This is a genomic window from Leisingera daeponensis DSM 23529 (assembly GCF_000473145.1).
Lineage (GTDB): Bacteria > Pseudomonadota > Alphaproteobacteria > Rhodobacterales > Rhodobacteraceae > Leisingera > Leisingera daeponensis.
The window spans coordinates 3,394,292-3,416,704 of record NZ_KI421500.1 but is presented as its reverse complement, the minus strand read 5'-3'; the positions used below and the strand labels follow the sequence as shown (position 1 = coordinate 3,416,704).

At 64.9% G+C, this 22,413-nt stretch carries 24 protein-coding genes; 11 read left to right on the top strand and 13 right to left on the bottom strand.

Translation table 11 applies throughout. The annotated features are described in order from the left end of the window. Positions 1–111: 111 nt before the first annotated feature. The 3 genes from ychF (at position 112) to DAEP_RS0117155 (ending at position 2,123) form a co-directional block, all read left to right on the top strand. Entirely contained in the window at positions 112–1,209 is a 1,098-nt protein-coding gene (gene ychF / locus DAEP_RS0117165; RefSeq protein ID WP_027245527.1) for a redox-regulated ATPase YchF, read from the top strand. Between the two features lie 165 nt (positions 1,210–1,374). After that, positions 1,375–1,752 carry a DUF2237 family protein gene (locus tag DAEP_RS0117160; RefSeq protein WP_027245526.1) on the top strand — a complete coding sequence of 126 codons (378 nt, stop codon included), beginning with the start codon at positions 1,375–1,377 and terminating at the stop codon, positions 1,750–1,752. Positions 1,753–1,778: 26 nt separating this feature from the next. Then, entirely contained in the window at positions 1,779–2,123 is a 345-nt protein-coding gene (locus tag DAEP_RS0117155) for a lysozyme inhibitor LprI family protein (RefSeq protein WP_036760803.1), read from the top strand. Positions 2,124–2,192: 69 nt separating this feature from the next. Here the strand turns inward: DAEP_RS0117155 and trpB are convergent, their stop codons facing one another. The 8 genes from trpB to DAEP_RS0117115 form a co-directional block, all read right to left on the bottom strand. After that, positions 2,193–3,452, bottom strand: a complete 1,260-nt coding sequence (trpB, locus tag DAEP_RS0117150; protein WP_027245524.1) for a tryptophan synthase subunit beta — start codon at positions 3,450–3,452, stop codon at positions 2,193–2,195. Between the two features lie 502 nt (positions 3,453–3,954). After that, positions 3,955–4,599 (bottom strand): phosphoribosylanthranilate isomerase, encoded by a 645-nt coding sequence (locus tag DAEP_RS0117145; RefSeq protein WP_027245523.1) that lies wholly within the window; start codon positions 4,597–4,599, stop codon positions 3,955–3,957. Positions 4,600–4,606: 7 nt separating this feature from the next. After that, positions 4,607–4,957 carry a V-type proton ATPase subunit G gene (locus DAEP_RS0117140; protein WP_008555367.1) on the bottom strand — a complete coding sequence of 117 codons (351 nt, stop codon included), beginning with the start codon at positions 4,955–4,957 and terminating at the stop codon, positions 4,607–4,609. After that, complete coding sequence (gene ihfB / locus DAEP_RS0117135; RefSeq protein WP_008557618.1) at positions 4,957–5,241, bottom strand: integration host factor subunit beta; 285 nt, start codon at positions 5,239–5,241, stop codon at positions 4,957–4,959. Before ihfB ends, DAEP_RS0117140 begins: the two co-directional genes overlap by 1 nt. A gap of 244 nt (positions 5,242–5,485) precedes the next feature. Continuing rightward, complete coding sequence (locus tag DAEP_RS0117130) at positions 5,486–6,709, bottom strand: class I SAM-dependent methyltransferase (protein WP_027245522.1); 1,224 nt, start codon at positions 6,707–6,709, stop codon at positions 5,486–5,488. Positions 6,710–6,909: 200 nt separating this feature from the next. Then, positions 6,910–8,589 (bottom strand): 30S ribosomal protein S1, encoded by a 1,680-nt coding sequence (gene rpsA, locus DAEP_RS0117125; protein WP_008554375.1) that lies wholly within the window; start codon positions 8,587–8,589, stop codon positions 6,910–6,912. Between the two features lie 288 nt (positions 8,590–8,877). Next, positions 8,878–9,327 (bottom strand): hypothetical protein, encoded by a 450-nt coding sequence (locus DAEP_RS0117120; RefSeq protein WP_245595111.1) that lies wholly within the window; start codon positions 9,325–9,327, stop codon positions 8,878–8,880. 234 nt (positions 9,328–9,561) lie between these two features. Then, complete coding sequence (locus DAEP_RS0117115) at positions 9,562–10,203, bottom strand: NAD(P)H-dependent oxidoreductase (protein ID WP_027245520.1); 642 nt, start codon at positions 10,201–10,203, stop codon at positions 9,562–9,564. 125 nt (positions 10,204–10,328) lie between these two features. On the opposite strand from DAEP_RS0117115, the gene DAEP_RS0117110 reads away from it, so the two are divergent. Further along, the gene (locus tag DAEP_RS0117110) at positions 10,329–10,706 is read left to right on the top strand and encodes a winged helix-turn-helix transcriptional regulator (RefSeq protein WP_008557730.1); all 378 of its coding nucleotides are present in this window, start codon (positions 10,329–10,331) and stop codon (positions 10,704–10,706) included. A 111-nt stretch (positions 10,707–10,817) separates the two neighbouring features. On the opposite strand, the gene DAEP_RS0117105 is transcribed toward DAEP_RS0117110, so the two are convergent. The 4 genes from DAEP_RS0117105 to DAEP_RS0117085 all read right to left on the bottom strand — a co-directional run bounded on the left by DAEP_RS0117105 (position 10,818) and on the right by DAEP_RS0117085 (position 15,412). Further along, positions 10,818–14,015 (bottom strand): 2Fe-2S iron-sulfur cluster-binding protein, encoded by a 3,198-nt coding sequence (locus DAEP_RS0117105; RefSeq protein WP_027245519.1) that lies wholly within the window; start codon positions 14,013–14,015, stop codon positions 10,818–10,820. A gap of 17 nt (positions 14,016–14,032) precedes the next feature. Beyond that, on the bottom strand, positions 14,033–14,485 hold the full coding sequence (locus DAEP_RS0117100) for a MarR family winged helix-turn-helix transcriptional regulator (RefSeq protein ID WP_027245518.1): 453 nt from the start codon (positions 14,483–14,485) through the stop codon (positions 14,033–14,035). Positions 14,486–14,821: 336 nt separating this feature from the next. Next, a complete protein-coding gene (locus tag DAEP_RS23680) occupies positions 14,822–14,995 on the bottom strand; it encodes a DUF1328 domain-containing protein (RefSeq protein ID WP_008557019.1) in 174 nt (57 codons plus the stop codon). Between the two features lie 42 nt (positions 14,996–15,037). Further along, positions 15,038–15,412, bottom strand: coding sequence for a hypothetical protein (locus DAEP_RS0117085; RefSeq protein WP_245595110.1), 375 nt, complete (start codon positions 15,410–15,412; stop codon positions 15,038–15,040). A gap of 178 nt (positions 15,413–15,590) precedes the next feature. On the opposite strand from DAEP_RS0117085, the gene DAEP_RS0117080 reads away from it, so the two are divergent. The 3 genes from DAEP_RS0117080 to DAEP_RS0117070 all read left to right on the top strand — a co-directional run bounded on the left by DAEP_RS0117080 (position 15,591) and on the right by DAEP_RS0117070 (position 17,278). Next, positions 15,591–16,271, top strand: a complete 681-nt coding sequence (locus DAEP_RS0117080; RefSeq protein ID WP_425411774.1) for a Crp/Fnr family transcriptional regulator — start codon at positions 15,591–15,593, stop codon at positions 16,269–16,271. Between the two features lie 227 nt (positions 16,272–16,498). Continuing rightward, complete coding sequence (locus DAEP_RS23675) at positions 16,499–16,669, top strand: DUF1328 domain-containing protein (RefSeq protein WP_008556398.1); 171 nt, start codon at positions 16,499–16,501, stop codon at positions 16,667–16,669. 111 nt (positions 16,670–16,780) lie between these two features. After that, positions 16,781–17,278, top strand: a complete 498-nt coding sequence (locus DAEP_RS0117070; RefSeq protein ID WP_008555645.1) for a Dps family protein — start codon at positions 16,781–16,783, stop codon at positions 17,276–17,278. Positions 17,279–17,461: 183 nt separating this feature from the next. Here DAEP_RS0117070 and DAEP_RS0117065 read toward each other — a convergent pair whose 3' ends face one another. Next, complete coding sequence (locus tag DAEP_RS0117065; RefSeq protein WP_027245515.1) at positions 17,462–18,277, bottom strand: response regulator; 816 nt, start codon at positions 18,275–18,277, stop codon at positions 17,462–17,464. A gap of 47 nt (positions 18,278–18,324) precedes the next feature. Between DAEP_RS0117065 and DAEP_RS22835 the strand changes: the two genes are divergently transcribed. From DAEP_RS22835 to DAEP_RS0117045, 4 genes are read left to right on the top strand one after another with little or no spacing between them, the layout of a single operon-like run. Next, a complete protein-coding gene (locus DAEP_RS22835) occupies positions 18,325–18,570 on the top strand; it encodes a NepR family anti-sigma factor (protein ID WP_154665070.1) in 246 nt (81 codons plus the stop codon). Then, entirely contained in the window at positions 18,563–19,120 is a 558-nt protein-coding gene (locus DAEP_RS0117055) for an RNA polymerase sigma factor (protein ID WP_008553468.1), read from the top strand. Before DAEP_RS22835 ends, DAEP_RS0117055 begins: the two co-directional genes overlap by 8 nt. 5 nt (positions 19,121–19,125) lie before the next feature. Continuing rightward, entirely contained in the window at positions 19,126–20,889 is a 1,764-nt protein-coding gene (locus tag DAEP_RS0117050) for a sensor histidine kinase (protein ID WP_154665113.1), read from the top strand. Further along, the gene (locus DAEP_RS0117045; protein WP_027245513.1) at positions 20,867–22,351 is read left to right on the top strand and encodes a phospholipase D family protein; all 1,485 of its coding nucleotides are present in this window, start codon (positions 20,867–20,869) and stop codon (positions 22,349–22,351) included. The genes DAEP_RS0117050 and DAEP_RS0117045 overlap by 23 nt, the downstream gene beginning before the upstream one ends. Positions 22,352–22,413: the final 62 nt, after the last annotated feature.

The window sequence follows — 22,413 nt, the reverse complement described above, 5'->3', positions numbered from 1 at the left end:
TGTGCAAAGCCGCACAGATGGCGATTGTGGCTCTTTTGCCAGCCATACTTGGCTTGCGCGCACGTCCAATGCTGCCTAGAAGCAGCTCCCAAGTGGCATCAGGAGGCCGAAATGGGCTTTAAAATGGGAATCGTCGGCCTGCCCAACGTGGGCAAGTCGACGCTGTTCAACGCGCTGACCAAAACCGCCTCGGCGCAGGCGGCCAACTTTCCGTTCTGCACCATCGAACCCAACGTGGGCGAGGTTGCGGTGCCGGACGCACGGCTGGACAAACTGGCGGAGATCGCCAAGTCGAAACAGATCATCCCGACCCGGATGACATTCGTCGACATCGCGGGCCTGGTGAAGGGCGCGTCCAAGGGCGAGGGCCTGGGCAACCAGTTCCTGGCCAACATCCGCGAAACCGACGCCATTGCCCATGTGCTGCGCTGCTTTGAAGACGGCGACGTGACCCATGTGGACGGCCGCGTCGATCCGGTAGCGGACGCCGAGGTGATCGAGACCGAACTGATGCTGGCCGATCTGGAAAGCATCGAGAAGCGCCGCGCCAACCTGGTGCGCAAGCTCAAGGGCAACGACAAGGAAGCCCAGCAGCAGGACCGCTTGCTGGCCGCCGCCCAGGCGATGCTGGAAGACGGCAAGCCCGCCCGGCTGGTCGAGGTCGACGCCGAGGACGCCAAGGCCTGGAAGATGCTGCAGCTTCTGACCACCAAACCGGTGCTCTATGTCTGCAACGTGGGCGAGTCGGAATCGGTCGAGGGCAACGCCCATTCCGCCAAGGTGGCCGAGATGGCCGCGGCGCAGGGCAATTCCCACGTGATCATCTCCGCCCAGATCGAGGAAGAGATCAGCCAGCTGGACCCGGAAGAGGCCCAGATGTTCCTGGAGGAAATGGGCCTCAGCGAAGCCGGCCTGGACCGGCTGATCCGCGCAGGCTACGACCTTCTGCACCTGGAGACCTATTTCACCGTCGGCCCCAAGGAAGCGCGCGCCTGGACCATCCGCCAGGGCACTGCCGCGCCGCAGGCGGCGGGGGTCATCCACGGCGACTTCGAGAAGGGCTTTATCCGGGCCGAAACCATCGCCTATGACGATTTTGTCGCCATGGGCGGCGAGCAGGGCGCCAAGGAAGCCGGCAAGATGCGCGCCGAAGGCAAGAGCTATATCATCAAGGACGGCGACGTGCTGCACTTCCTGTTCAACACCTGATCCGCGTCTCGGCTGAGATGTTCCGCCGCCCGTCAGCCCCGCTGGCGGGCGGTTTGCGTTCCGCAGCCTTGCCGCCCGCGCGGGAAATACCGGGACGGACGGCGGAATTGCCCTACCTTAACGCGCAAACAGATCCGGGCCACACACTGCAGGGATGGGCACTCCATGGAAAAAGAAGACAGTATCAACGTGTTGGGCGGCCCGCTGGCGCCTTGCTCCACTGCGCCGCTGACCGGCTTTTTCCGCGACGGCCATTGCAACACCTGCGCCGAGGATCACGGCAGCCACACCGTCTGCGTGGTGACCACGGCGGAGTTTCTGGCCTTCAGCAAATACGTCGGCAATGACCTGTCCACGCCGCGGCCGGAATTCGGCTTTGCGGGCCTGCAGCCCGGCGACCGCTGGTGCCTGTGCGCCGCCCGCTTCCTGCAGGCCGCAGACGAGGGCTGCGCGCCCAGGGTGAATCTTGAGGCAACCCACATGCAGGCACTGGAAATCGTGCCGCTGAGCATTCTGAAAAGCTACGCCGCCGACCCGGCCTGATCCGCCCCCAGCGAAGGAGGCTGCCCATGCTGCGCTTACTGACCCTGCTGGCCGCACTCAGCCCCGCTGCGGCAACCGCCCAGCCCCACTGCAACGGCCAGACCCAGATCGACGCCAATTTCTGCGCGATGGAGAAATGGGAGATCGCCGACCGGGAGCTGAACCGGCTGTGGAGCCAGGTGAAGCCGGCCGCCGATGCCCGCGGCACCGGACAGGCGCTGCTGGCGGAGCAGCGCGCCTGGCTGAAACGGCGCGATGCCGCCTGCGGGCCGGAGCAGGCCTCCGGCGGCAGCGCGGCGCCGATGTTCTACTGGGACTGCATGGAGCAGGAGACCCTGCGGCGCAATCAGGTGCTGCGGGCGTTGCAGTAGCCCGGCACAGGAAAGGCCCCGGAAATCCCGGGGCCTTTTGCATGAGGCAGTGGCGGTCGGGCGCCTGCCTTATTCCTCGAAGGTGCGCCCCTCTTCGGTGTCGGACATGTCAAAGCCCAGGTGCTTGGCGACGGTGAACACGTCCTTGTCGCCGCGGCCGCACATGTTCATCACGATGATGTGGTCCTTGGGCAGGTCCGGCGCGATCTTGGTCACATGGGCCAGCGCATGGCTCGGCTCCAGCGCCGGGATGATGCCCTCGGTGCGGCAGCTGAGCTGGAAGGCTTCCAGCGCTTCCTTGTCGGTGATCGAGACATACTGGGCGCGGCCCGTGTCGTGCAGCCAGGAATGCTCCGGCCCGATGCCCGGATAGTCCAGACCTGCGGAGATCGAGAAGCCCTCCTGGATCTGGCCGTCCTCGTCCTGCAGCAGATAGGTGCGGTTGCCGTGCAGCACGCCGGGGCGGCCGCCGGTCAGCGAGGCGCAATGCTGCATCCGGTCATCGACGCCCTTGCCGCCGGCCTCGACCCCGATGATGTTCACCGAAGGGTCGTCCAGGAACGGGTAGAACAGGCCGATGGCGTTGGAGCCGCCGCCGATTGCGGCGATCACGGTGTCCGGCAGGCGGCCTTCGCCCTCCTGCTCGGCCAGCTGCCAGCGGACCTCCTTGCCGATGATCGACTGGAAATCGCGCACCATCGCCGGATAGGGGTGCGGGCCGGCCGCGGTGCCGATGCAGTAGAAGGTGTCGCGCACGTTGGTCACCCAGTCGCGCAGCGCGTCGTTCATCGCGTCCTTGAGGGTGCCGCGGCCAGACGTCACCGGGATCACCTCGGCGCCCAGGAGGCGCATCCGGAACACGTTCGGCGCCTGGCGCTTCACGTCGTGGGCGCCCATGTAGACGATGCATTTGAGTCCGAACTTGGCGCAGACGGTGGCGGTTGCCACACCGTGCTGGCCCGCGCCGGTTTCGGCAATGATCCGGGTCTTGCCCATGCGCCGCGCCAGCAGGATCTGGCCCAGCACGTTGTTCACCTTATGCGCGCCGGTGTGGTTCAGCTCGTCGCGCTTCATATAGACCTTGGCACCGCCCAGCTCAGCGCTCAGGCGTTCGGCGTGATAGAGCGGGCTGGGACGGCCGACATAGTGTTTCCACAGGGCGTCCATCTCGGCCCAGAAGGAGGGATCGTCCTTGGCCTTGTTGTATTCTTCCTCAAGGCTCAGGATCAGCGGCATCAGGGTTTCCGAGACGAAACGCCCGCCGAAGATGCCAAAGCGGCCCTGTTCGTCCGGACCGTTCATGAAGCTGTTGAAAAGATCGTCGGCCATGGTTCTTCCCTCACTTTCGCAGCGCCCGCCATGACTATAGCGCGGCCGCGCCTTGGTAAAGGGAGATTGCGCAAGCGGGCGCATCCGGCCAGGGCCTCTGCCCCGCCGGTGCGTTCCTGTTCTGTTGTGCCTGCTGCCTGTCCTGAAGTTCGGACGGATAAGGATGGCGGCGCCGCCAAGGGGCGGAGGCGGGACGGGAGCTTCCTCCCGCACGCTGAACGTCGTCTTTGCGTGCCCTTGCCAGGGGGCCCTGTTCCAAGGTGCCGGGGGTGTCAGGCCCGGCGGTGACCGCGATCAGGGGGACTATGGCATCTGACAGCTAAAATCCGGTGAGGTCGGCGTCCGCAGGGGGCGCAACACCCTGAAGGCTGCACTGCGGGGCAGCGGCGGCGCAGTGAGTATTTATGGAAAGATGAAGGCGCGGGCGCGGTGTTTCATCTTTCCCCAAATACTCAAAATCCGCCCCGGCAGCCCCCGCGCCGTCCGCGGCGGTGCCCAGCCCTCAGCCGAGGGCGGCCCGGGTGAAGGCTTCGATCAGGCCCGCATCTTTTTCACCGGGGGCGCGCTCGACGCCGGAGGAGACATCGACCTGCCGGGCGCCGGTCATGCGGATCGCCTCGGCCACGTTTTCAGGCGTCAGGCCGCCGGCCAGCATCCAGGGTTTCTGCCAGTATTTGCGCCCGGCCAGCAGCCGCCAGTCAAAGGCAAGGCCGTTGCCGCCGGGCAGCTCTGCCTCCTTGGGCGGCTTGGCGTCGATCAGGAGCTGGTCCGCCACCTGTTCGTAGAGCGCGATTTGCGGCAGATCCGCGGCGCCGGCAATACCGACCGCCTTCATCACCGGCAGGCCGTAGCGGCTGCGCACTTCGGCCACCCGCTCCGGGGTTTCGCGCCCGTGAAGCTGCAGCATGTCGAGCGGGACAGCGCGGGTGATGGCGTCCAATTCGGCGTCGCCGGCATTCACCGTCAGCGCCACCTTGCACAGGCCGGCGGGCGCGTCGACCGCCAGGGCGGCGGCCTGTTCGATGCTGACGTTGCGGGGCGACTTCGCAAAGAACACAAACCCCGCATAGGCAGCGCCCGCCGCGGCAACGGCGGCCACATCCTGCGGGGTGCTGAGCCCGCAGATCTTGACCCGGATGTCCGTCATGACCGGCTCAGCCTGCGTCTTCGAGGAGCGCCAGGACTTCGTCCTTGCCTTCGTTCTTCTGCTTTTTCAGCCGCTTCACTTCGCGGTTCAGCTTGCGGGCTTCGCGGGCCTTTTCGGCCGCTTCGCGGCGGTGCTTGTGCTCGCGGATCCATTCCCACAGGAAGCCAAGCACCAGCCCGGCGCCGACCCCGCCCAGAACCACCGCAAACAGCGGCAGCGAAATGCCCGGGTTGAAGCCGAACAGCTCACCCAGCGCCTCGGGCATCAGTTTGAGCTCAACAAAGCTCCGGTTGGCAAGGCACACCGACACCAGCACAATGGCCAGAGATCCCAGAACCGCATAGCGAATGTAACGCATCAGGCTTTCCCGTTCAGGCGGTCCCTCAAGAGTTTACCCGTCTTGAAGAACGGCACATGTTTTTCCTCGACATGGACGGTTTCACCGGTGCGGGGATTGCGGCCGACCCGCGAGTCCCGCTTTTTGACCGAGAAGGCACCGAACCCGCGCAGCTCCACCCGGTCGCCGCGGGCCATCGCGTTGGTCACTTCCTCAAACACCGTGTTCACGATCCTCTCCACATCCCGCTGATACAGGTGCGGGTTTTCGTCTGCAATCTTCTGAATCAACTCAGAGCGGATCATGATCTGTTTTCCTCCCAGGATGCCGTGATGTTTTGGCTATTGTTCTGAGAGTATAGGAAAAATTCCTGCGCGGGGGAACAAAATGACGCATGCGGGACGGGAAAACCGGCAAGAGTTCACCCGCTTTCCAGCCCGCCGGGCCCGGATCGGGTGCCGCCACCCGGCGCTGCATCGCGGCATCCGTGGTCCGAATGCCGCCGCAGCCCGGGTTGATTCGCGCCCCTCAGGCCGCCCGGCGGCGGCCCTAGTGGCAGGGCTGCCCCGGAAGGCCGGCGTCCGCGGCGTTCCATGCGGCGGGCGGCGGAGCTGTCCGGCCGGCGCCTTCCCGGACCGGGCGGCGCAGGCGCCACGCCGGGTTCAGCCACACGGTGGCGGCAGCGGCCTCCCCGGCGGCGATGAGCGGGCCGTTTGCGGAGACGCTCAGATGCGAGGTGTCATGCTGCGCGGTGACCGCCAGGCGGCCGCCCGGCGCTGCGGCCTTGGCACGGTCCAGCAGGAACGCCGTGCGCCCCCAGTGCCCGCCAGCGTCCAGTCCGTTGGCCACCCGGATACCGGGCGCCAGCTGCATCTCAAAACTGACCAGGACCGCATGGACAGTGCCTGCGGCAGCACAGGTGAGATCGGTTTCAGCGCGCGCCGGTGTCAGCTCCGGACAGGCGAAGTCGAACCGGAACAGCTCTGCCGCGGGGCCCAGAGGCCGCAGGCCGCAGGCCACGAATTCGCCCGGCGTCAGCTGGGCGACGCGGGCAAAGCGGTGAAAAGCGCTCAGGTCGAAGCCTTCCGCCTCCTGCGGGCGCCACTGGTCCAGCAGGCCGCTGCTTTCCACAAGCTGCGCCTTCAGCGCACCCCATTCCGGCACCGTCCGCGCACCCGGCTTGGCCAGCGCGGACATGGCATGGGTGAGCGTCGCAAGCGCGCCCTCGCCCAGCAGGACGGTGTCCACGATTTCCGAGATCACAACATCCGCCGGCTCCGGAATATCCGTGCCCACCACAATGTCGTGCGACCACTTCGGGATCACTGTGATCCGGTCGCTGAGGCCGTTTTCCGCGATGACACGGGTTGCGGCCTGGGCGATCAACGGCTGCTGTTCGCAGGTGTAGACATGTTTCGCGCCGGCCCGGGCCGCCAGCATGGCCGTCAGGCCGGCACCGCAGCCGATGTCCAGAACCACATCCCCCGGCCGCACCTTGGCGGCGATGGCCTCGGCGTAGGCGCGGTTGCGCGCGGTGTCGGCGAGCATCGGGAAATGCCAGCGGGGCACGAACATCTGGTGCAGCCGCTCCTGCAGCACCTGTGCCTCGTGGTGGCAGGGATCCAGCGTGAGGGCGTCGTCAAGGATCTGCGAGGTCCGGAGGCCGCCATCGTCCAGCGGTTCGGATTTTGCGCGCTGGACCAGGGTGTCCGCGTGCCGGGCGCCTGCGCCGTGAAACCCCTGCGCAGGGTCAGCCGAGTGTCTTTTCGTCAACTTTTAGTCTTCCCGATTTGAAGCAAATGCCATTGGTTTGCATATTCATCATGCGCCTCTAACAAATGATGAAGGGAAGGCCGGGAACGGGACGGCGGCGGCCGCGCCAGGACCGTTTCGGCCGGGCGCCAGGAGCCGGAACAGAAAAAGCCCCGCAGTCGCCTGCGGGGCTTTCCAGTTCAGAGCCGTGAGGCCGGGTCTTAGTCGCCCGACTTCAGTGCGGCGCCCAGGATGTCGCCCAGCGATGCGCCGGAGTCCGAGGAGCCATACTGTTCCACTGCTTCTTTCTCTTCCGCGATCTCGCGCGCCTTGATGGACAGGCCCAGGCGGCGGGTTTTGGAATCGACGTTGGTGACGCGCACGTCGACCTTGTCGCCAACCGAGAAACGCTCGGGGCGCTGGTCGGCACGGTCGCGGGCCAGGTCGGAGCGGCGGATGAAGGACTTCATGCCTTCGTATTCCACTTCGATGCCGCCTTCTTCGATCGCGGTCACTTCGACGGTGATCACGGAGCCGCGCTTCACGCCGCCCACGGCTTCGGCGAACTTGTCGCCGCCCAGAGCTTTGATCGACAGCGAGATACGCTCTTTGTCGACGTCCACTTCGGAGACAACGGCCTGAACCACGTCGCCTTTGCGGTAGTTCTGGATCGCGTCTTCACCGCGCTCGTCCCAGGACAGGTCGGACAGGTGAACCATGCCGTCGATGTCGCCGTCGAGGCCAATGAACAGACCGAATTCGGTGATGTTCTTGACTTCGCCTTCGACCTGGGTGCCTTCCGGGTGAGTCTCGGCAAAGACTTCCCACGGGTTGCGCATGGTCTGCTTGAGGCCCAGGGACACGCGGCGCTTGGCACCGTCGATTTCCAGAACCATGACGTCGACTTCCTGGGAAGTGGAGACGATCTTGCCCGGGTGGACGTTTTTCTTGGTCCAGGACATTTCGGAGACGTGAACCAGACCTTCGACGCCCGGCTCCAGCTCAACAAACGCACCGTAATCGGTGATGTTGGTGACGCGGCCCTTGTGAACGGAGTTCAGCGGGTACTTGGCGCCAACCAGATCCCACGGGTCTTCCTGCAGCTGCTTCATGCCCAGGGAGATGCGGTGGGTGTCCTTGTTGATCTTGATGACCTGAACCTTGACGGTTTCGCCGATCGACAGGATCTCGGAGGGGTGGTTCACACGGCGCCATGCCATGTCGGTGACGTGCAGCAGGCCGTCAACGCCGCCCAGGTCAACAAACGCACCGTATTCGGTGATGTTCTTGACGACACCGTCGACTGCCTGGCCTTCGGACAGGTTGCCGATGACTTCGGCGCGCTGCTCGGCGCGGGACTCTTCGAGGATCGCGCGGCGCGACACAACGATGTTGCCGCGGCGGCGGTCCATCTTCAGGATCTGGAACGGCTGCTTCAGACCCATCAGCGGGCCTGCGTCGCGCACGGGGCGCACGTCAACCTGCGAGCCGGGCAGGAACGCAACAGCGCCGCCCAGGTCGACAGTGAAGCCGCCCTTGACGCGGCCGAAGATCGCGCCTTCGACGCGCTGGTCGTCTGCGTAGGCTTTTTCCAGGCGGTCCCAGGCTTCTTCGCGGCGGGCCATCTCGCGGGAGATGACGGCTTCGCCACGGGCGTTTTCTGCCGAGCGCAGGAACACTTCCACTTCATCGCCAACTGCGATGTCAGCGGCTTCGCCGGGGTTTGCGAATTCTTTCAGATCAACGCGGCCTTCCATCTTGTAGCCGACGTCGATGATGGCCTGGCCGGCTTCGATTGCCAGCACTTTGCCTTTGACAACCGAACCTTCGTCCGGGGTGTCCATTTCGAAGCTTTCGTTCAGGAGGGCTTCGAATTCCTCCATCGATGCGTTTTGAGCCATGAGGTCTCAGGTTTCCTTTACTAACGGTTTTCTGGCCGGGCGGTTGTCTCCGCCGGTCTTGGTTAGCCATACAGAACGTGGTCCGGAGCACATCTGATCAAACAAACACAAAGGGCCGAGGTGTTCCTCAGCCCTGCTCAGATATGCCACCCGGACGTTGGCCGCCCTTGTATTGACAGCGCGCGTATAGGCGGATTCCCGGAGTTGCGCAAGGGAAAAGCCCTTCTGCGCAAGGCGGAGACGGTATTTGTGCAGCCCCTGCCCCGCCGTTGGCGCGCCGCGGCCGCTTCAGGCCCGGTCCGGGCACAGGTATTCCTGCTCCAGCAGAACAACGCCGGTCATCACATAATCGACCGTCGTGCCCTCCCCCCGCAGGGGGAGCATGATCTCGGTGGAGCTGCGGTATTCCGGCAGCGGGCCGACATAGGGCAGCGATACCAGCAGCGGCCGGGGATTGGCGGCCACTTCGGCAAAGCAGGTCCAGATCATGGAGCCGGGGCCAAAGCCCGGGCGTTCAGACAGGCGGGTGCCGGCGACCTTGGTGCTGAGCGTGTTGATGATCTTGCTGCGCACATAGAGAGCCTTGAAATCCGCCGCGTCCCCGGTCCCGGTCCGCTCGATTTCAAAGACCGCCAGGATATTGGTCATCGTGCCGACATAAGGCAGGCCGACCTCAGCGAGCCGCGGGAAAGCGCCCGCATGCGATGCCTTCTGCCAAAACAGAAGCAGGGGTTTCAACGCCGGATCCAGATCACTCGCGGAAAAATCAGCGGTAAACATGGAAACTGGCACCCCTCGCAAAGCCACACGCAGCCCCCTTTCCCAGGGGACATGCCCGGAGCCGGAAAGGATGGCTGCCGGTCAGTATAATGCAGATGGAATGCATGAATAGCCTCCGCAGGCAGAATTTGCCTGCGGAGCAACCGGCAGCAGGCGCGGCAAAAAGCCGCCCGCCGCCGGGGATCAGCCCTCTCAGGCGATTTCGGTCACGATGGTGTCGCGGGATTTGCGCACCTTCTTCATCGGCAGGAGCCAGTCGCCTTCTTCGGCGCGGTAGCCCAGCGGCAGCAGCAGGACAGAGCGCAGGCCCTTGTCCTTGAGGCCGAGGATTTCGTCGATCTTCTCTGGCGTGAAACCTTCCATCGGGGTGCTGTCCACTTCCAGTTCGGCGGCGGCGGCCAGGGCAAAGCCCAGCGCGATATAGGCCTGGCGGGCAGCGTGGTCGTGGTTGGTGCGTTCCTCGCGCGGCAGGTAGGTCGCCTTGAGGTTCTCGTAATACTGATTCAGCATCGGAATCTCGCCGCGCTCCTGCGTCATCTGGCGGGTCACCGCGTCGATGCGGTCTTCGGAGTAGTTGTCCCAGGCGGCGAAGACCAGCAGGTGCGAGCCGTCGGTGATCTGCGCCTGGTCCCAGGCATGCGGGCGGATCTGCGCGCGGATTTCCGGATTGGTAATGACAAAGACCTCAAACGGCTGGGTGCCCGACGAGGTCGGCGCCATGCGGATCGCTTCGATGATCTGGTCGATCTTTTCCTGCGGGACCGTCTTGGAAGGGTCCATCTTCTTGGTGGCATAGCGCCAGTTCAGCTTCTCGATCAGGGTGCTCTTGCTCATGCTTCCGGTCCTTTCGGTGGCCTTGCGGGAAGGGTGGTATAAATTTGTAACCGGCTATATAAGCGGTACCGGAAGGGGCACAAGAAGGCACAATTTTTAGCCCCGGTCACACGGAAGGAACCATCATGGCAGGAGGGCAATGCCCGGAATGCGGGCGCATCAACGAGGTGCTGTCGCGGGTCGGCGACCGCTGGAGCGTGCTGATCGTGATCTCGCTGGCGCAATACGGGGTGCTGCGGTTCAATGAGCTGAAGCGGCATCTGGGGATTTCCCAGCGGATGCTGAGCCTGACCCTGCGCGAGCTGGAGCGTGACGGGCTGGTGAGCCGCACCTATCACCCGACGATCCCGCCCAAGGTGGAATACGCGCTGACGCCCCTGGGCGAGTCGTTCCGCGAGCCGGTCCGGGCGCTGGGGCTGTGGGCGCTGGAGCATCTGCCGGTGATTGATGCCGCGCGGGCGGCGTTCGACGCCGCTGCGGAGGCGGAGAAGAAAACCGCCTGAGGCCAGACGCCGGCCTGGCCGCGGCCGACGGGGACCCGTGCGGATTTGGGTCTGGCGGCAACCGGTTCAAGCACCGGCGCCGCCCGCCGCCCGGCTGCCTGTCCGGCCTGCCTAGAGGTCGATTTCCAGCACGCCGCCGGGCGCCTGCGCGCGGGACTGGCAGAGGATGATGGCGCCCTCGCGCTGCTTGTTCGACAGCACAAAGTCGCGGTGCTCGGCGTCGCCGGAAATCAGCCCGCACTTGCACACGCCGCAGATGCCGTCGGAGCATTTCACATTCACATGAATGCCGCTCTCGGCCAGCGCCTCGGTGGCGGTTTTCTCGGCCGGGACAAGTATCTCGCGGCCCGATTTTGCCAGCCGGAGGGTGAAGGGATGGTTTTCGTAGTCCGGCTGTTCGGGGACCGAGAAATATTCCATGTGGCGGGCCTCCTCGGGGAAGCCATTTGCCGCTGCCGCGTCCAGCACCGCCTGCATGTAGGCCGCCGGACCGCAGGCGTAGACATGGCTGCCGGGGGCATAGTGCAGCACGTCAGACAGGTCCGCACGGGTCCCTTGGTCAGAGAAATGCAGATGCGCTTTATCCGCCCAAGGGACATGTTTCAGGTCTTCCAAGAACCCGGCGTTTGCCATTTTTGAGCAGGAGTAGCGGAACTCAAAGTCCCGGCCCAGCGCGTGCAGCCGGTGGGCCATGGCGATCATCGGCGTCACCCCGATGCCGCCGCCCATCAGGTAGGATTTGGCGGCGTCCTCCACCAGCGGGAAGTGGTTGATGGGTTTGGAGATGAACACCATCCGGCCTTCCTCGAAGATCCGGTGCATCAGCTTGGAACCGCCGCGGCCTGCGTCCTCGCGCAGCACCGCGATCTGGTATTTCGATCGGTCCGCAGGGTCGCCCGACAGCGAGTACTGGCGGAAAAACTCAGGTGCGACCACCACGTCGATATGGGCGCCTGCGGCGGCTTGAGGCAGCGGGGAGCCGTCCGGCAGGGAAAATTCATATTTCGTGACAGCATCCGTCATATGCTCGGCCTTCGACAGCCGCACCCGCATCACCGGCGCGTCACCCTGAGCGGCGGTATAGACATGCTCGGGCGGCAGGCCTGCGGCGCGGCGGCGCTTGTGCTCATCGGCGGGGATCATCGCCTGATAGGCGGCAATTCCGGCCTCCCGGTCCATCGGTGCCGGCCAGGCGTAGGGCGGCGGCGCCAGCGGTGCGGGGTAGACGGCCAGGGTCTGGTCCTCGAACTTCAGGTCCAGATCCTTGGACAGCTTGCGCGCGTTGACCGGATGCTGTGAGGGCGCGTAAGGCCCCTCCTCCACCATCTCCAGGTCCCACCACCATTTCTTGGCCGGGTTGACCTCGCCATTGCCCAGCGCGTCGTCGAGTCTTGCCAAGAGCGGCGCGCTGCCCGGCACATTCATCGCGGCCCAGCGGAACGGCGCCTCGGCAAACAGGCCTTCGAGGTTCCAGGGGCAGGTCTTCATGCAGCGGCCGCACATGGCGCCGCCGGGGACGGTGACCCGGTAGGTGGTGCATTTCTGGCTGTCGGATTTCCAGATCTCGTAGCCGTTGAACATCAGCTTAGGCCCGGCGGTGATGGCGCCGGAGGGGCATTCGCGGGCGCATTTGTTGCAGGCCTCGCAAAACCGCTGCAGGCCGAAGTCGACCGGCTTGTCGTGGGTCATCGGCAAGTTGGTGGTGACCGCGCCGGATTTCAGGCGGGGGCCGAGGAAGGGATTGAGGATCACCTCGCCGATGCGGGAGACCTCGCCCAGGCCCGACAGCAGCAACAGCGGCGGCTGCAGCACCTCGCCGTCCATCACCGAATGCACGCGGGCGCTATAGCCGAGGTTGCGGATCTGCTGCGCGATCACCCCGCCCAGAAGCGAGAACCGCAGATAGGCGCGCATCGACTGGGCGCAGGCGATCCAGTCGTCGCCGGAGGCGCCTTCCATCGTTTCGTGGCCCTGGTCGATGATGATGCTGATGGCATTTTCGTGGTAGGGGGCCAAGGGCTCGCCCGCCGCGTCATGGGAGTAATAGGCCCAGTCCGGGCAGCGTGAGAGGCCCACCGCGTCGCAACCGAGGAAATAAGCCGCGGCCTTGATATTCGCAGCATTGCGGGACGCGTCCGCGGCGCTGGAATCGATATTCGGTGCCGGGTCGCCGTCCTGCAGCAGCACGAAAGCCGCGAGGGAGGAGCGGAAAGCGAAGGCGGAGGAGGATTTGCGGACGTAATTGCCGTTCCTCGCCGCCTCCTGCGGGCCTTTGCCGAGATCGCCGAACAGGGCGCGGGCGAACATGTCAGCGCGTTTCGGGACGCGCGCGACGTTTACCTCGTCGATGTAGGTGGTGGGATCGTCCACCCGTTTCAGGGTCTCGAACGGGTGCGGGCCGTCCATGAAGCGGCGCTTGCCGTACGGGTCGCGGGCGGCGGCGCTTTTGGCGTGGGTGCCAAGGCCCAGCCGGTACTTGAGGCCCGCCGCCTGGCCCGGCACCAGCGGCATATCGGCGGCCAGTTCCAGCGTGGTGGTGACGGCGGCGATGCCGAAGCGGGTGCCCAGAAACGGATTGGTGAGAACGCCGTTTTCGAACGTGGCCAACCCGGCCTGCACGGCCAGCTTGCCCAGATGCACATCCGTGGCGGCGCCGGTGTGGGCGCGCGCCTCCCACCCCAGGAGGCGGAGGTAATTGGCCAGCGTCACCACCGTTTCCGCCGCCCGCAAGCAGGCGCGCTGCTCCTGCGCATCCTCCAGCCACTCGGTGCCCTCCTCGCCCGTTTCGGGGTCGCGGGGGAATTCGTAGACATAGACCAGCGCGTGGCTGTGGTGGCGGCAATCCGCGGGCGGGGCCTGCATCGCCTCGCGCAGGTTGGCCATCACCACGTCGATGCCGGAGGCGAAGGTCTTGGTTTGTTTGCTGCGCAGGGTCTTCGCCAGCGCCGCCACATCCGGGTTTGCCAGCGGCGTGGCCAGCCAGGCGCCGGAGGGCACGGCGCAGACGCCCGCGAGCGAAGCATCGCAGAAGTACCCGAAAGCTTTCAGGTGATCGCTGCGCTCCTGCAGGCTGGCGGGGATTTCTGCGCGCTCCCTTTTCACCAGTCCTTCGCGGGTGGCGTCCAGCATTGCCTGATAGTCACGCATTGCATTAACGAGGGACAGCGGCGCATCGGGGCGGCGGAAGCTGACCTGGGTCAGCGGCGGCAGCGCCTCCGTCTCAGCAGGCGTTGCCTGCCGCGCCAGGGTTTCCATCGGGTACGGCCCCAGATGCACTGGCCGGTTTCGGTAGGAAAACAGTTTGCCCATCGCTGCCCCCCGGTGCCTCATAGCCTGGTAACGATGCGCGGCTCGTCCGCGAGCAGCTTGGCGGCAGCGGTGCGCAGCTGGGCCAGTTCCGGCCCGGTGAGCTTCGCCTCGAAATGGGCTGCGTTTTCCTGCGCGAGGGGCAGCACCTTTGCCAGCGCAGTGCGGCCGCCCGGTGTCAGCCGGACCTGGATCTTCCGGCCATCCTGGGCGCCGCCGCTGCGGGTGATAAAGCCGCGCTCCTCCATCTGCCGGAGCGTGCGCGAGGCCGCGGTGCGGTCAATGCCGATGAAGCTTGCGATCTCTGACGGGGCAGTGAGTTCCTCCCGCCCTGCGGCCAGCAGCACGCACCACATCACCCGGGTGAGGCCGAATTCCGCGATCCGCTGTTCAAAGCGGCGCTCGATCACCCGGGCCAGCATGGTTACCTGATAGCCCAGGGAGCGGTGGAGATGAAATGGATCGTCAGACATGATGGTTGGCAATGTCAACCACTTGATTGACCATGTCAACTATACTGCTGACAGCCGGGGTTCTCCGCTGAAGCGCCGTGTCTCGGGCTTATGCAGCGGATGGCGGCACAGCCAGCACCGAACCGAGTTCCTGAAGCCTGAAATGGCTTTTGCCTGAACCGGACACAGGGTGGCGGGCGGTCTTGGCCGCTTGTCAGCGGCGCAAGCCCAGCCCCCGCACGCGCCCCCCGGCACGCACACCCTGTGCCCGGCAGGCAGCCCCCCACCCCCACCCGGGCGGGCACGGCCTGCCCGCGGCGGGGCCTTGGCCGTGCGGGCAGGCCGCTTTGCCGTATTTTAGACCGGCGGTTTGCCCTTCATTGCGCGGGCAATCATCGCGATGACGAACAGCACCAGGAAGATGAAGAACAGAATTTTGGCAATACCCGCGGACGCGCCGGCGATGCCGCCGAATCCAAGCAGGGCCGCAATCAGAGCGATAACCAGAAATGTAAGCGCCCAACCAAGCATATCATTACTCCTTTTCAGCAACGCTGCTTCAGGCAGCATCCGCTAAACCAACCCGGCAACGCGGTTTTTGTTCCCTGCGCCGGGTTTCAGAAGTGCCAGCTGCGCCCGGATCATCTGGGTGGACACAGGCCGGGCAAGCACAGGCCACCGCAGACATGGCGAGTGCGCGTCCAGCTCATTTTCGGCGGCGTTTCCCAACAGAACCAGGCGGCCGCCACGGTCCTGCACCGCACTGTCGAAGTGAAGCCGGGTCACCTGCTCGGAACCCGCCTCGATAAAGGCGACGGCCAACTGCTGGTACCGCTTCAGCGCCGCTAGTGCAGAATCATACTCCTTCTGAACGCTGAGTTCAGCGGCCGGGTCGAAATCCAGAATGGCATCGCAAATGTCACATGTTACCAGATAGTTCCGGGACATGATCAGATAAACCTGTGAGCAGCCTGGAGAGAGCATTTCCATTGCACCGGCCTCCCTGTCTGCATAGACTGTATAGTTATTGCACACCCGGCGCATTAAACTGCGACATAGCTGTTAGGGGAGCGCCATGTCTTCAACTGCCTGCCGCCAATGCCCATTGCGTAAACGGGCCATCTTCATGCCGATGTCGCGAGAGGAGCTGCAATTCACTCAGCAGTTCAAAACCGGCGAACTGGTGGTGGATGCGGGCACAACAATCCTGCTGGAAGGCTCCAACAGCCCGCAGTTGTACACCGTTCTGAAAGGAATGGGCACGCGCTACACCACCTTGGAAAACGGCCGCCGGCAGGTGATCAACTTTCTTTTTCCGGGCGATTTCGCCGGGCTGCAGGCCGGGCTGATGGGGGAGATGAAGCATTCGGTCGAGGCCACCACCGCGATGACGCTGTGCGTGTTCCGCCGGACCGCATTGTTTGAGATGTTCGAGCAACAGCCGCACCGGGCCTATGACCTGACCTGGATTTCCGCGGTCGAGGAGCATTTCCTGGGCGAGACCATCGCCTCGCTCGGCCAGCGCGACGCTGCTCAGCGGATTGCCTGGGCGCTGGTGCGGATCTACGAGCGGCTGAAGGCCGTGGGGATGGAGGCAAACGGCGCGGTGCCGCTGCCGTTCAAGCAGCAGGACCTGGCGGATGCACTGGGCCTGTCGCTCGTCCACACCAACAAGATGCTGAAGGCGCTGCGGGACAAGAAGCTGGTGGAATGGCATAGCGGCCGGCTGAAGATCAGCAATCTGCCGGCCCTGGCCACCGTGGCGATGGTAGATCTTTCCGCGCCCGAACCGCGGCCGCTGATCTGACGCCGCAGCAGCACCCGGCCACGCGGCCCGGCGATTTTCCAGACTGATAAAACCTCACGTGTAATACCTCACGTGCGCGCCGGCCCGGCTTCAGGCGGGCAAGCGGCCTGCCCGGTACGCAGGCCAGGACGCAGCGCGTGTGCTTTGAAAAACTGCGGCGCCGTCGCTGGAACCTTTCGCCGGCTGGCGGGTTGGACTGGTACAAATCGCAACAGAAAGGACACGGAATGCTGTACTGGGCGCTCGTCTTCCTGGCCGTTGCAATTATTGCCGGCATCTTCGGGTTTGGCGGCATCGCTTCGGCCTCCGCCGGGATCGCACAGATCCTGTTCTTTATTTTCCTGGTGCTGTTCGCAGTGGCGCTGATCATACGGCTGCTGCGCGGCTCCTCCCGCTGACGGCCGCTGCCGGCCGCCGCATGCTCGCCAGCCTGCAGACCGGGCACCGAACTGATTGCCGCGTCGTTCGCGCTGAACCGCCGCAATCCAGACAGAGACAAGGAGTATTCTATGACTGACGCACTTTCAGCCACCCCGAGCCCCGACACCGTCGGAACCGGTGTCCGCGACACTGGCCCGATCGCCAGCGGCCTGGCGGATGTGCTGGCGGACACCTACCGCCTTGTTTTCAAGACCCACGCCTATCACTGGAACGTGGAAGGCCCGGCCTTTTACTCGATGCATAAGCTGACGGAAGAGCAGTACGAGAACATGTTCGCTGCCGCCGACACGCTGGCTGAACGCATCCGCGCGCTGGGGCATCTGGCACCGTCGCGGATGGATGAGATCCTGAACCGCTCCAAGATCGAGGACGCCAGCGGCGAACTGTCCGCCGGCGGGATGGCTCAGGACCTGGCCGCCAGCCATGAGCGGATCGCCCACCGGCTGCACGCGCTGGCCGAGCTGGCCAGCAGCCGCCGCGATATCGTGACCGAGGATCTGGCCACCGCGCGCTCCGCCTTCCATGAGCAGGCCGCCTGGATGATGCGGGCTCTCGCCAAATCCTGACACCGGAACCGGTTCTGCCTTCCTGCCTCCCTCCCGTCCTGCAGGAAGGCGACCAAGCCCCGCCCCGTTCTCCTCCCCGGGGCGGGGCCCTTAACAAAAGGCCGCCGCCGAGCGCCGGGCAAAAAGAAGCCCGGACCGCAAAAAGCGGCCCGGGCTGCAAGCCTCCGGCGATTCCGGGCAGTGTCAGCTTTTCAGGGTTTCGGTGGAGGAGAAGAACATCGCCTGGCTCACTGCCGAGCGCACCTGCTCCTCGGTATAGGGTTTCGAGATCAGGAAGGCAGGTTCGGGTCCTTCGCCCGTCAGCAGGCGTTCCGGGAAAGCGGTGATGAAGATCACCGGGCAGTCGCCGTGCTTGGCCAGGATGCCGTTGACAGCGTCGATCCCGCTGGAATTATCCGCCAGCTGGATATCCGACAGGATCAGATCGGCACTTTCCTTGGCGGCCAGGTCCAGCGCGCCGGATTCGGTGCGGGCGATGCCGGTTACCTGATGGCCCATCTCTGTAACGATCGCCTCGAGGTCCATGGCGATAACCGCTTCGTCCTCGATAATCATAATCCTGCCCGCTGTGGCGCGCGACATCTCCTCGTATGCGATGGAAATCAGCTCAGAGGCTTCGCTTTCGCTAACCCCCATGATGGTGCCTGTTTCGGCTGCGCTGAATTCCTCAATAGTGTGCAGCAGAAGCGCCTCGCGGGTGTTCGGGGTCAGCCGCCGCAGATGTCTCTGGGCTTTGGCGGCCAGGCCGTCATCGCTGCCCTCTTCTGCCGCCGGGGCGCCGGAGGAGGACCAGATCGCATGGAAGACACGAAACAGCGCCACTTTTGGAGACAGCACACTGTCGTAGTCGGCGTCACCGGCCAGGATCGCCTCCAGCGAAGCCAGGGCATACTGGTCGCCGCTGTTTTGGCTGCCAGTCAGCGCACGGGCATAGCGGCGCAGGTAGGGCAAGTTTGCACCAATCTGACTTGCGATCAGTTCTCCCGATTGAGCGGTCATTTTGTGATGTCCTTTTTTGCAATACACATGGAACTATACGCTTTAATATGCGTTTTGGTTCCAGAAAACCGCGCAAAAAACCGATGGATGGCATGACACAGCTACACCCCCCCCGGCCGCGCATGGAGACGGCCGACCGCAACATAGACGAAAACCTCAAGCGGGCTTTCGAAGAAATTGCTAATGAGCCCGTTCCTGACCGGTTCACCGACCTGCTGAAGCAATTGAAGGAGAAAGGTGCGTCAACTCCCGCCGCACCGGAACCTTCAGAGAAGGACCGCTCCGATGACTGACGCCGCACAGGACCCGAGAGACGACCTGGTCAATCACCTGGGCGCCCTGCGCGCCTTTGCGATCAGCCTGACCCGCAACGGCGCCACCGCCGACGATCTGGTGCAGGACACGCTGGTGAAGGCCTGGACGAATATCGACAAATTCGAACACGGGTCCAACATGCGGGCGTGGCTTTTCACTATTCTGCGCAACACCTATTACTCGCTGCGCCGCAAGCGCAAACGCGAGGTCGAGGACGCCGACGGAGCACTGTCCGCCACCCTTGCGCAGAAACCCGATCACGACGGGCGGCTGCACATGCGCGATTTTCAAGTGGCCTTTGCCCAGCTGAACGACGAACAGCGCGAAGCCCTGACGCTGGTCGGTGCAGGCGGCTTTTCTTACGAGGAAGCGGCGGAAATGTGCGGGGTGAAGACCGGCACCATCAAAAGCCGCGTGAACCGCGCCCGCGCCCGGCTGAGCGAACTGATGGACATGGGCAGCGACAGCAAAATGGAACTGACAGACACCGTAACCGCTGGGATCGTTGCCCAGCAGGGCGCCGCGTGATCAAAATGCCCAGGCTGCACGCAGGCAGCCTCTTGGTCCGGCTGGCGGCGGTTATGACGCTTGCGCTGCTGCCGCTCGGACTGATTGCGCTGTACCAGACCAACGCAGTGGTGGAAGAAGCCACCCGGCTGTCGCACGCCTCGCTGCTGGACCGCACTGAGCGGGCCGCGGCCAGGGAACGTGCGCTGCTTCAGCGCGCCGGCGGCGCGACTGAAGGTCTGGCTGCTGCAATCCTGCCGGTGGCAGACGATGCCGGCAGCTGCACGCGGCTGCTCAAGTCCTTTACCGAGGGGGCGAACCCGTTCACCTTCGCCGCCTTCATGTCGACCAACGGCGAAGTTCAATGCGCCTCTGACAGCATACCGCGGGACCTGTCCGAAAAGTGGGTTTTCCTGAAAGCCCTGCAGACGACACGCCTGTCCTTTGCCCTGGGCCGCGATGTGGCGGGGGGAACCGGCAGCTTCCTGCTGGCCACCAGCCCGGTGCTGCGCGACGGCATCCTGAAAGGTTATGTGACCATCGGCATTCCCCACCGGGTCAGTCCGGCACAGGCTGCGGTGGATGCGCAGGATACCGGCATTCAGTATGTCACCGTTGACGCCGACGGGGAAATCCTGTCGGCAAGCATCCCTGAGGATGAGGCGCCGCTGGCGCTGCCCGGGTCGGTGCCCCGGCGCGATCTGGTGGCGCGCACCGGCGATACGTTTTTCGAGGACTCGCGCTCTGGCCGCGAGCGTTTCTTTGCAGTGAGCGAGATCCTTCCCGGGCAAGTTTCCGTCGTTGGCAGCTGGCCGGTGGACAAAGCGATGTCGGCGGCCAGAAACCCTGCATCCCTGATGACCCTGGCCTTTCCCCTGCTGATGTGGCTGGCCGGGATTTCTGTAGCGATCTTCGGGCTGCAGCGGATGGTGATCCGCCACCTCAGCGCACTGCGCAAGGCGATGCGCCGCTATGCGCTGGGCGAGCGCGAAAACCCTACCCTGGATCTGGTTGCGCCGCCGCGTGAATTTGCCGAGGCGCAGCAGTCGTTCAACCGGATGGTTTCCATCCTCAGCGAAGCAGAGCGGCGGCGCGAGCTGGATCTGGAAGAAAAGACCATCCTGCTGCGCGAGGTTCACCACCGGGTGAAGAACAACCTGCAGCTTGTCGCCTCGATCATGAATATGCAGAGCCGCAACGCGCAGACGCCGGAGGCGCGGCGGATGCTGGCGCAGCTGCAGCGCCGCGTGCGCGGCCTGGCCACCATTCACCGCAGCCTGAACACCAACCCCGATATCACCACCGTCGACAGCCGCGACCTGATCGACGCGCTGATTACCGAAATCGGCGCGATGACCCCCGGCGCCGGGCAGAAACTGGCCATCAGCAGCGACCTGGTGCAGGTGCCGCTGAGCCAGGACCAGGGGGTGACCTTGTCGATGCTGGTGTCCGAGGCGATGACCAACGCGGTCAAAAACGCCGGGGTGCCCGCCGGCGGAAAGCCGGAAATCCGGATCAGCCTGCGCGAAACCGCGGAAAACTGGCTGGAGCTCGAGATTACCAACACCAAGGGGAAGCCTGCGATGGACCCCGAGGAGGCCGGCGACGGGACCGGCATCGGGTCGCGGCTGATGCTGGCGTTCGCCACCCAGCTTGAAGGCGAGGCTGACACGTACGAGACTGAGGACAGCTATACGTACCGGCTGGGATTCCCCGCAGCGGCCGGGGCTGTCCCGCCGGCGCCGCCAAACCAGAATCGGGAGAAACATGCCGCAGGAGCCGCAACCTGAACAGCGCCGCGAGGAATTCGAGGTGCTGATTACTGCCGAAGAGGCCTGGCCCGCGTTTGAACGCGCGGTGCTGGGCGCTCAGCGCGAGCTCCTTGCCAGTTTCCGCCTGTTCGATTTCGCCACCCCTCTGCTGAGTCCGGAGGCGCGGGAAACCGGGGACACCTGGGCGGATCTGATTGCCGATGCGCTGCGGCGCGGGGTCCGGGTGCGGCTGGTGGTCAGCGATTTCGACCCGGTGATGGCGGCGCCGTTGCATGCCGCCGCGCAGAAGACGCTGACGCAGGCGCAGGAGATCATGGCCGGGCTTGCCCCGGAGGAGGCCGCGCTGCTGTCGGTCGCCGCCTCGCTGCATCCGACGCGGGCGGGGCTGCTGCCGCGGCTTGCGTTTTCGCCCTTCGTAATGCGCAAACTGCGCAAGCTGCCCCGGCGGCTGCGGCCGGGAGCGGCCAGCCGCCCCGGGCTGCCGCAACTGTATCCGGTGTCGCACCACCAGAAGGTTGCGGTGATCGACCGCGAGGTTCTGTACATCGGCGGCCTGGACCTGAACCGGCGCCGCTATGACACCAAGCAGCATGATCTGCCCGCGCATGAGACCTGGGCTGATGTGCAGTTGATCCTGCGCGGCCCCGAAGCTGAAGAGGCGGCCCGCCATCTGGAACTGTTCCGCGACCAGATCGCCCTGCGCAAGCAGCCGCCCGAGGGCAAGCTGATCCGGCGCACGATGTCCGCGCCGCGCCGGTTCGGGTTCTGGGCCCTCTCACCCCGCACGATGCTGAAGGAGATCGAGGAAGACCACCTGGCCGCCTTCGAGCAAGCGCAGAACCTGATTTACCTGGAGTCCCAGTTCCTGCGCTCCAGCCCGATTGCGCGCGGCCTGGCCGCTGCGGCGCGCCGCAACCCTGCGCTGTCGCTGATCCTGGTTCTGCCCGCCCTGCCCGATGACGTCGCCTTTGAAGGCAACCGCGATCTGGACGCGCGCTATGGCATGGCGCTGCAGGCGGAAGCGCTGGAGGAAGTGACCGAGGCCTTCGGCCCCCGGGCCTGCATCGCCAGCCCGGTCCAGCGGCGCATGGCCGCCCGCGACGCGCCTGCCACCCTGTCGGGGTCGCCGATCATCTATGTGCACAGCAAGATTCTGGTCACCGACAGGGATTTTGCCATGGTCGGGTCGGCCAATCTCAACGGGCGGTCGATGCGCTGGGACACCGAGGCGGCCTTGCGGATCACCCAGCGCGGACGGATTGAAACGCTGTGGCACAATCTGGCGCGGCACTGGTGGCAGGAAGACCTGCCCGCCGAGGCGCTGGACCCGGTCCATGCCGCGGCTTGGTGGCTGAAGGAGGTGCGCCGCAATCAGGTGCGCCGGCCGGAAGCGCGCCGCGGGCTGCTGGTGCCGCACGACTCCGGCAAGATGTCGGAACTGCAGCAGCGGCTGCCGGGCGCCACAGAGGACATCGTCTGATCCTGTGAAGCTGGGCCGCCCTCAGCAGCAGCCACAAAAAAGGGCACCCGGGGTGAAACCCA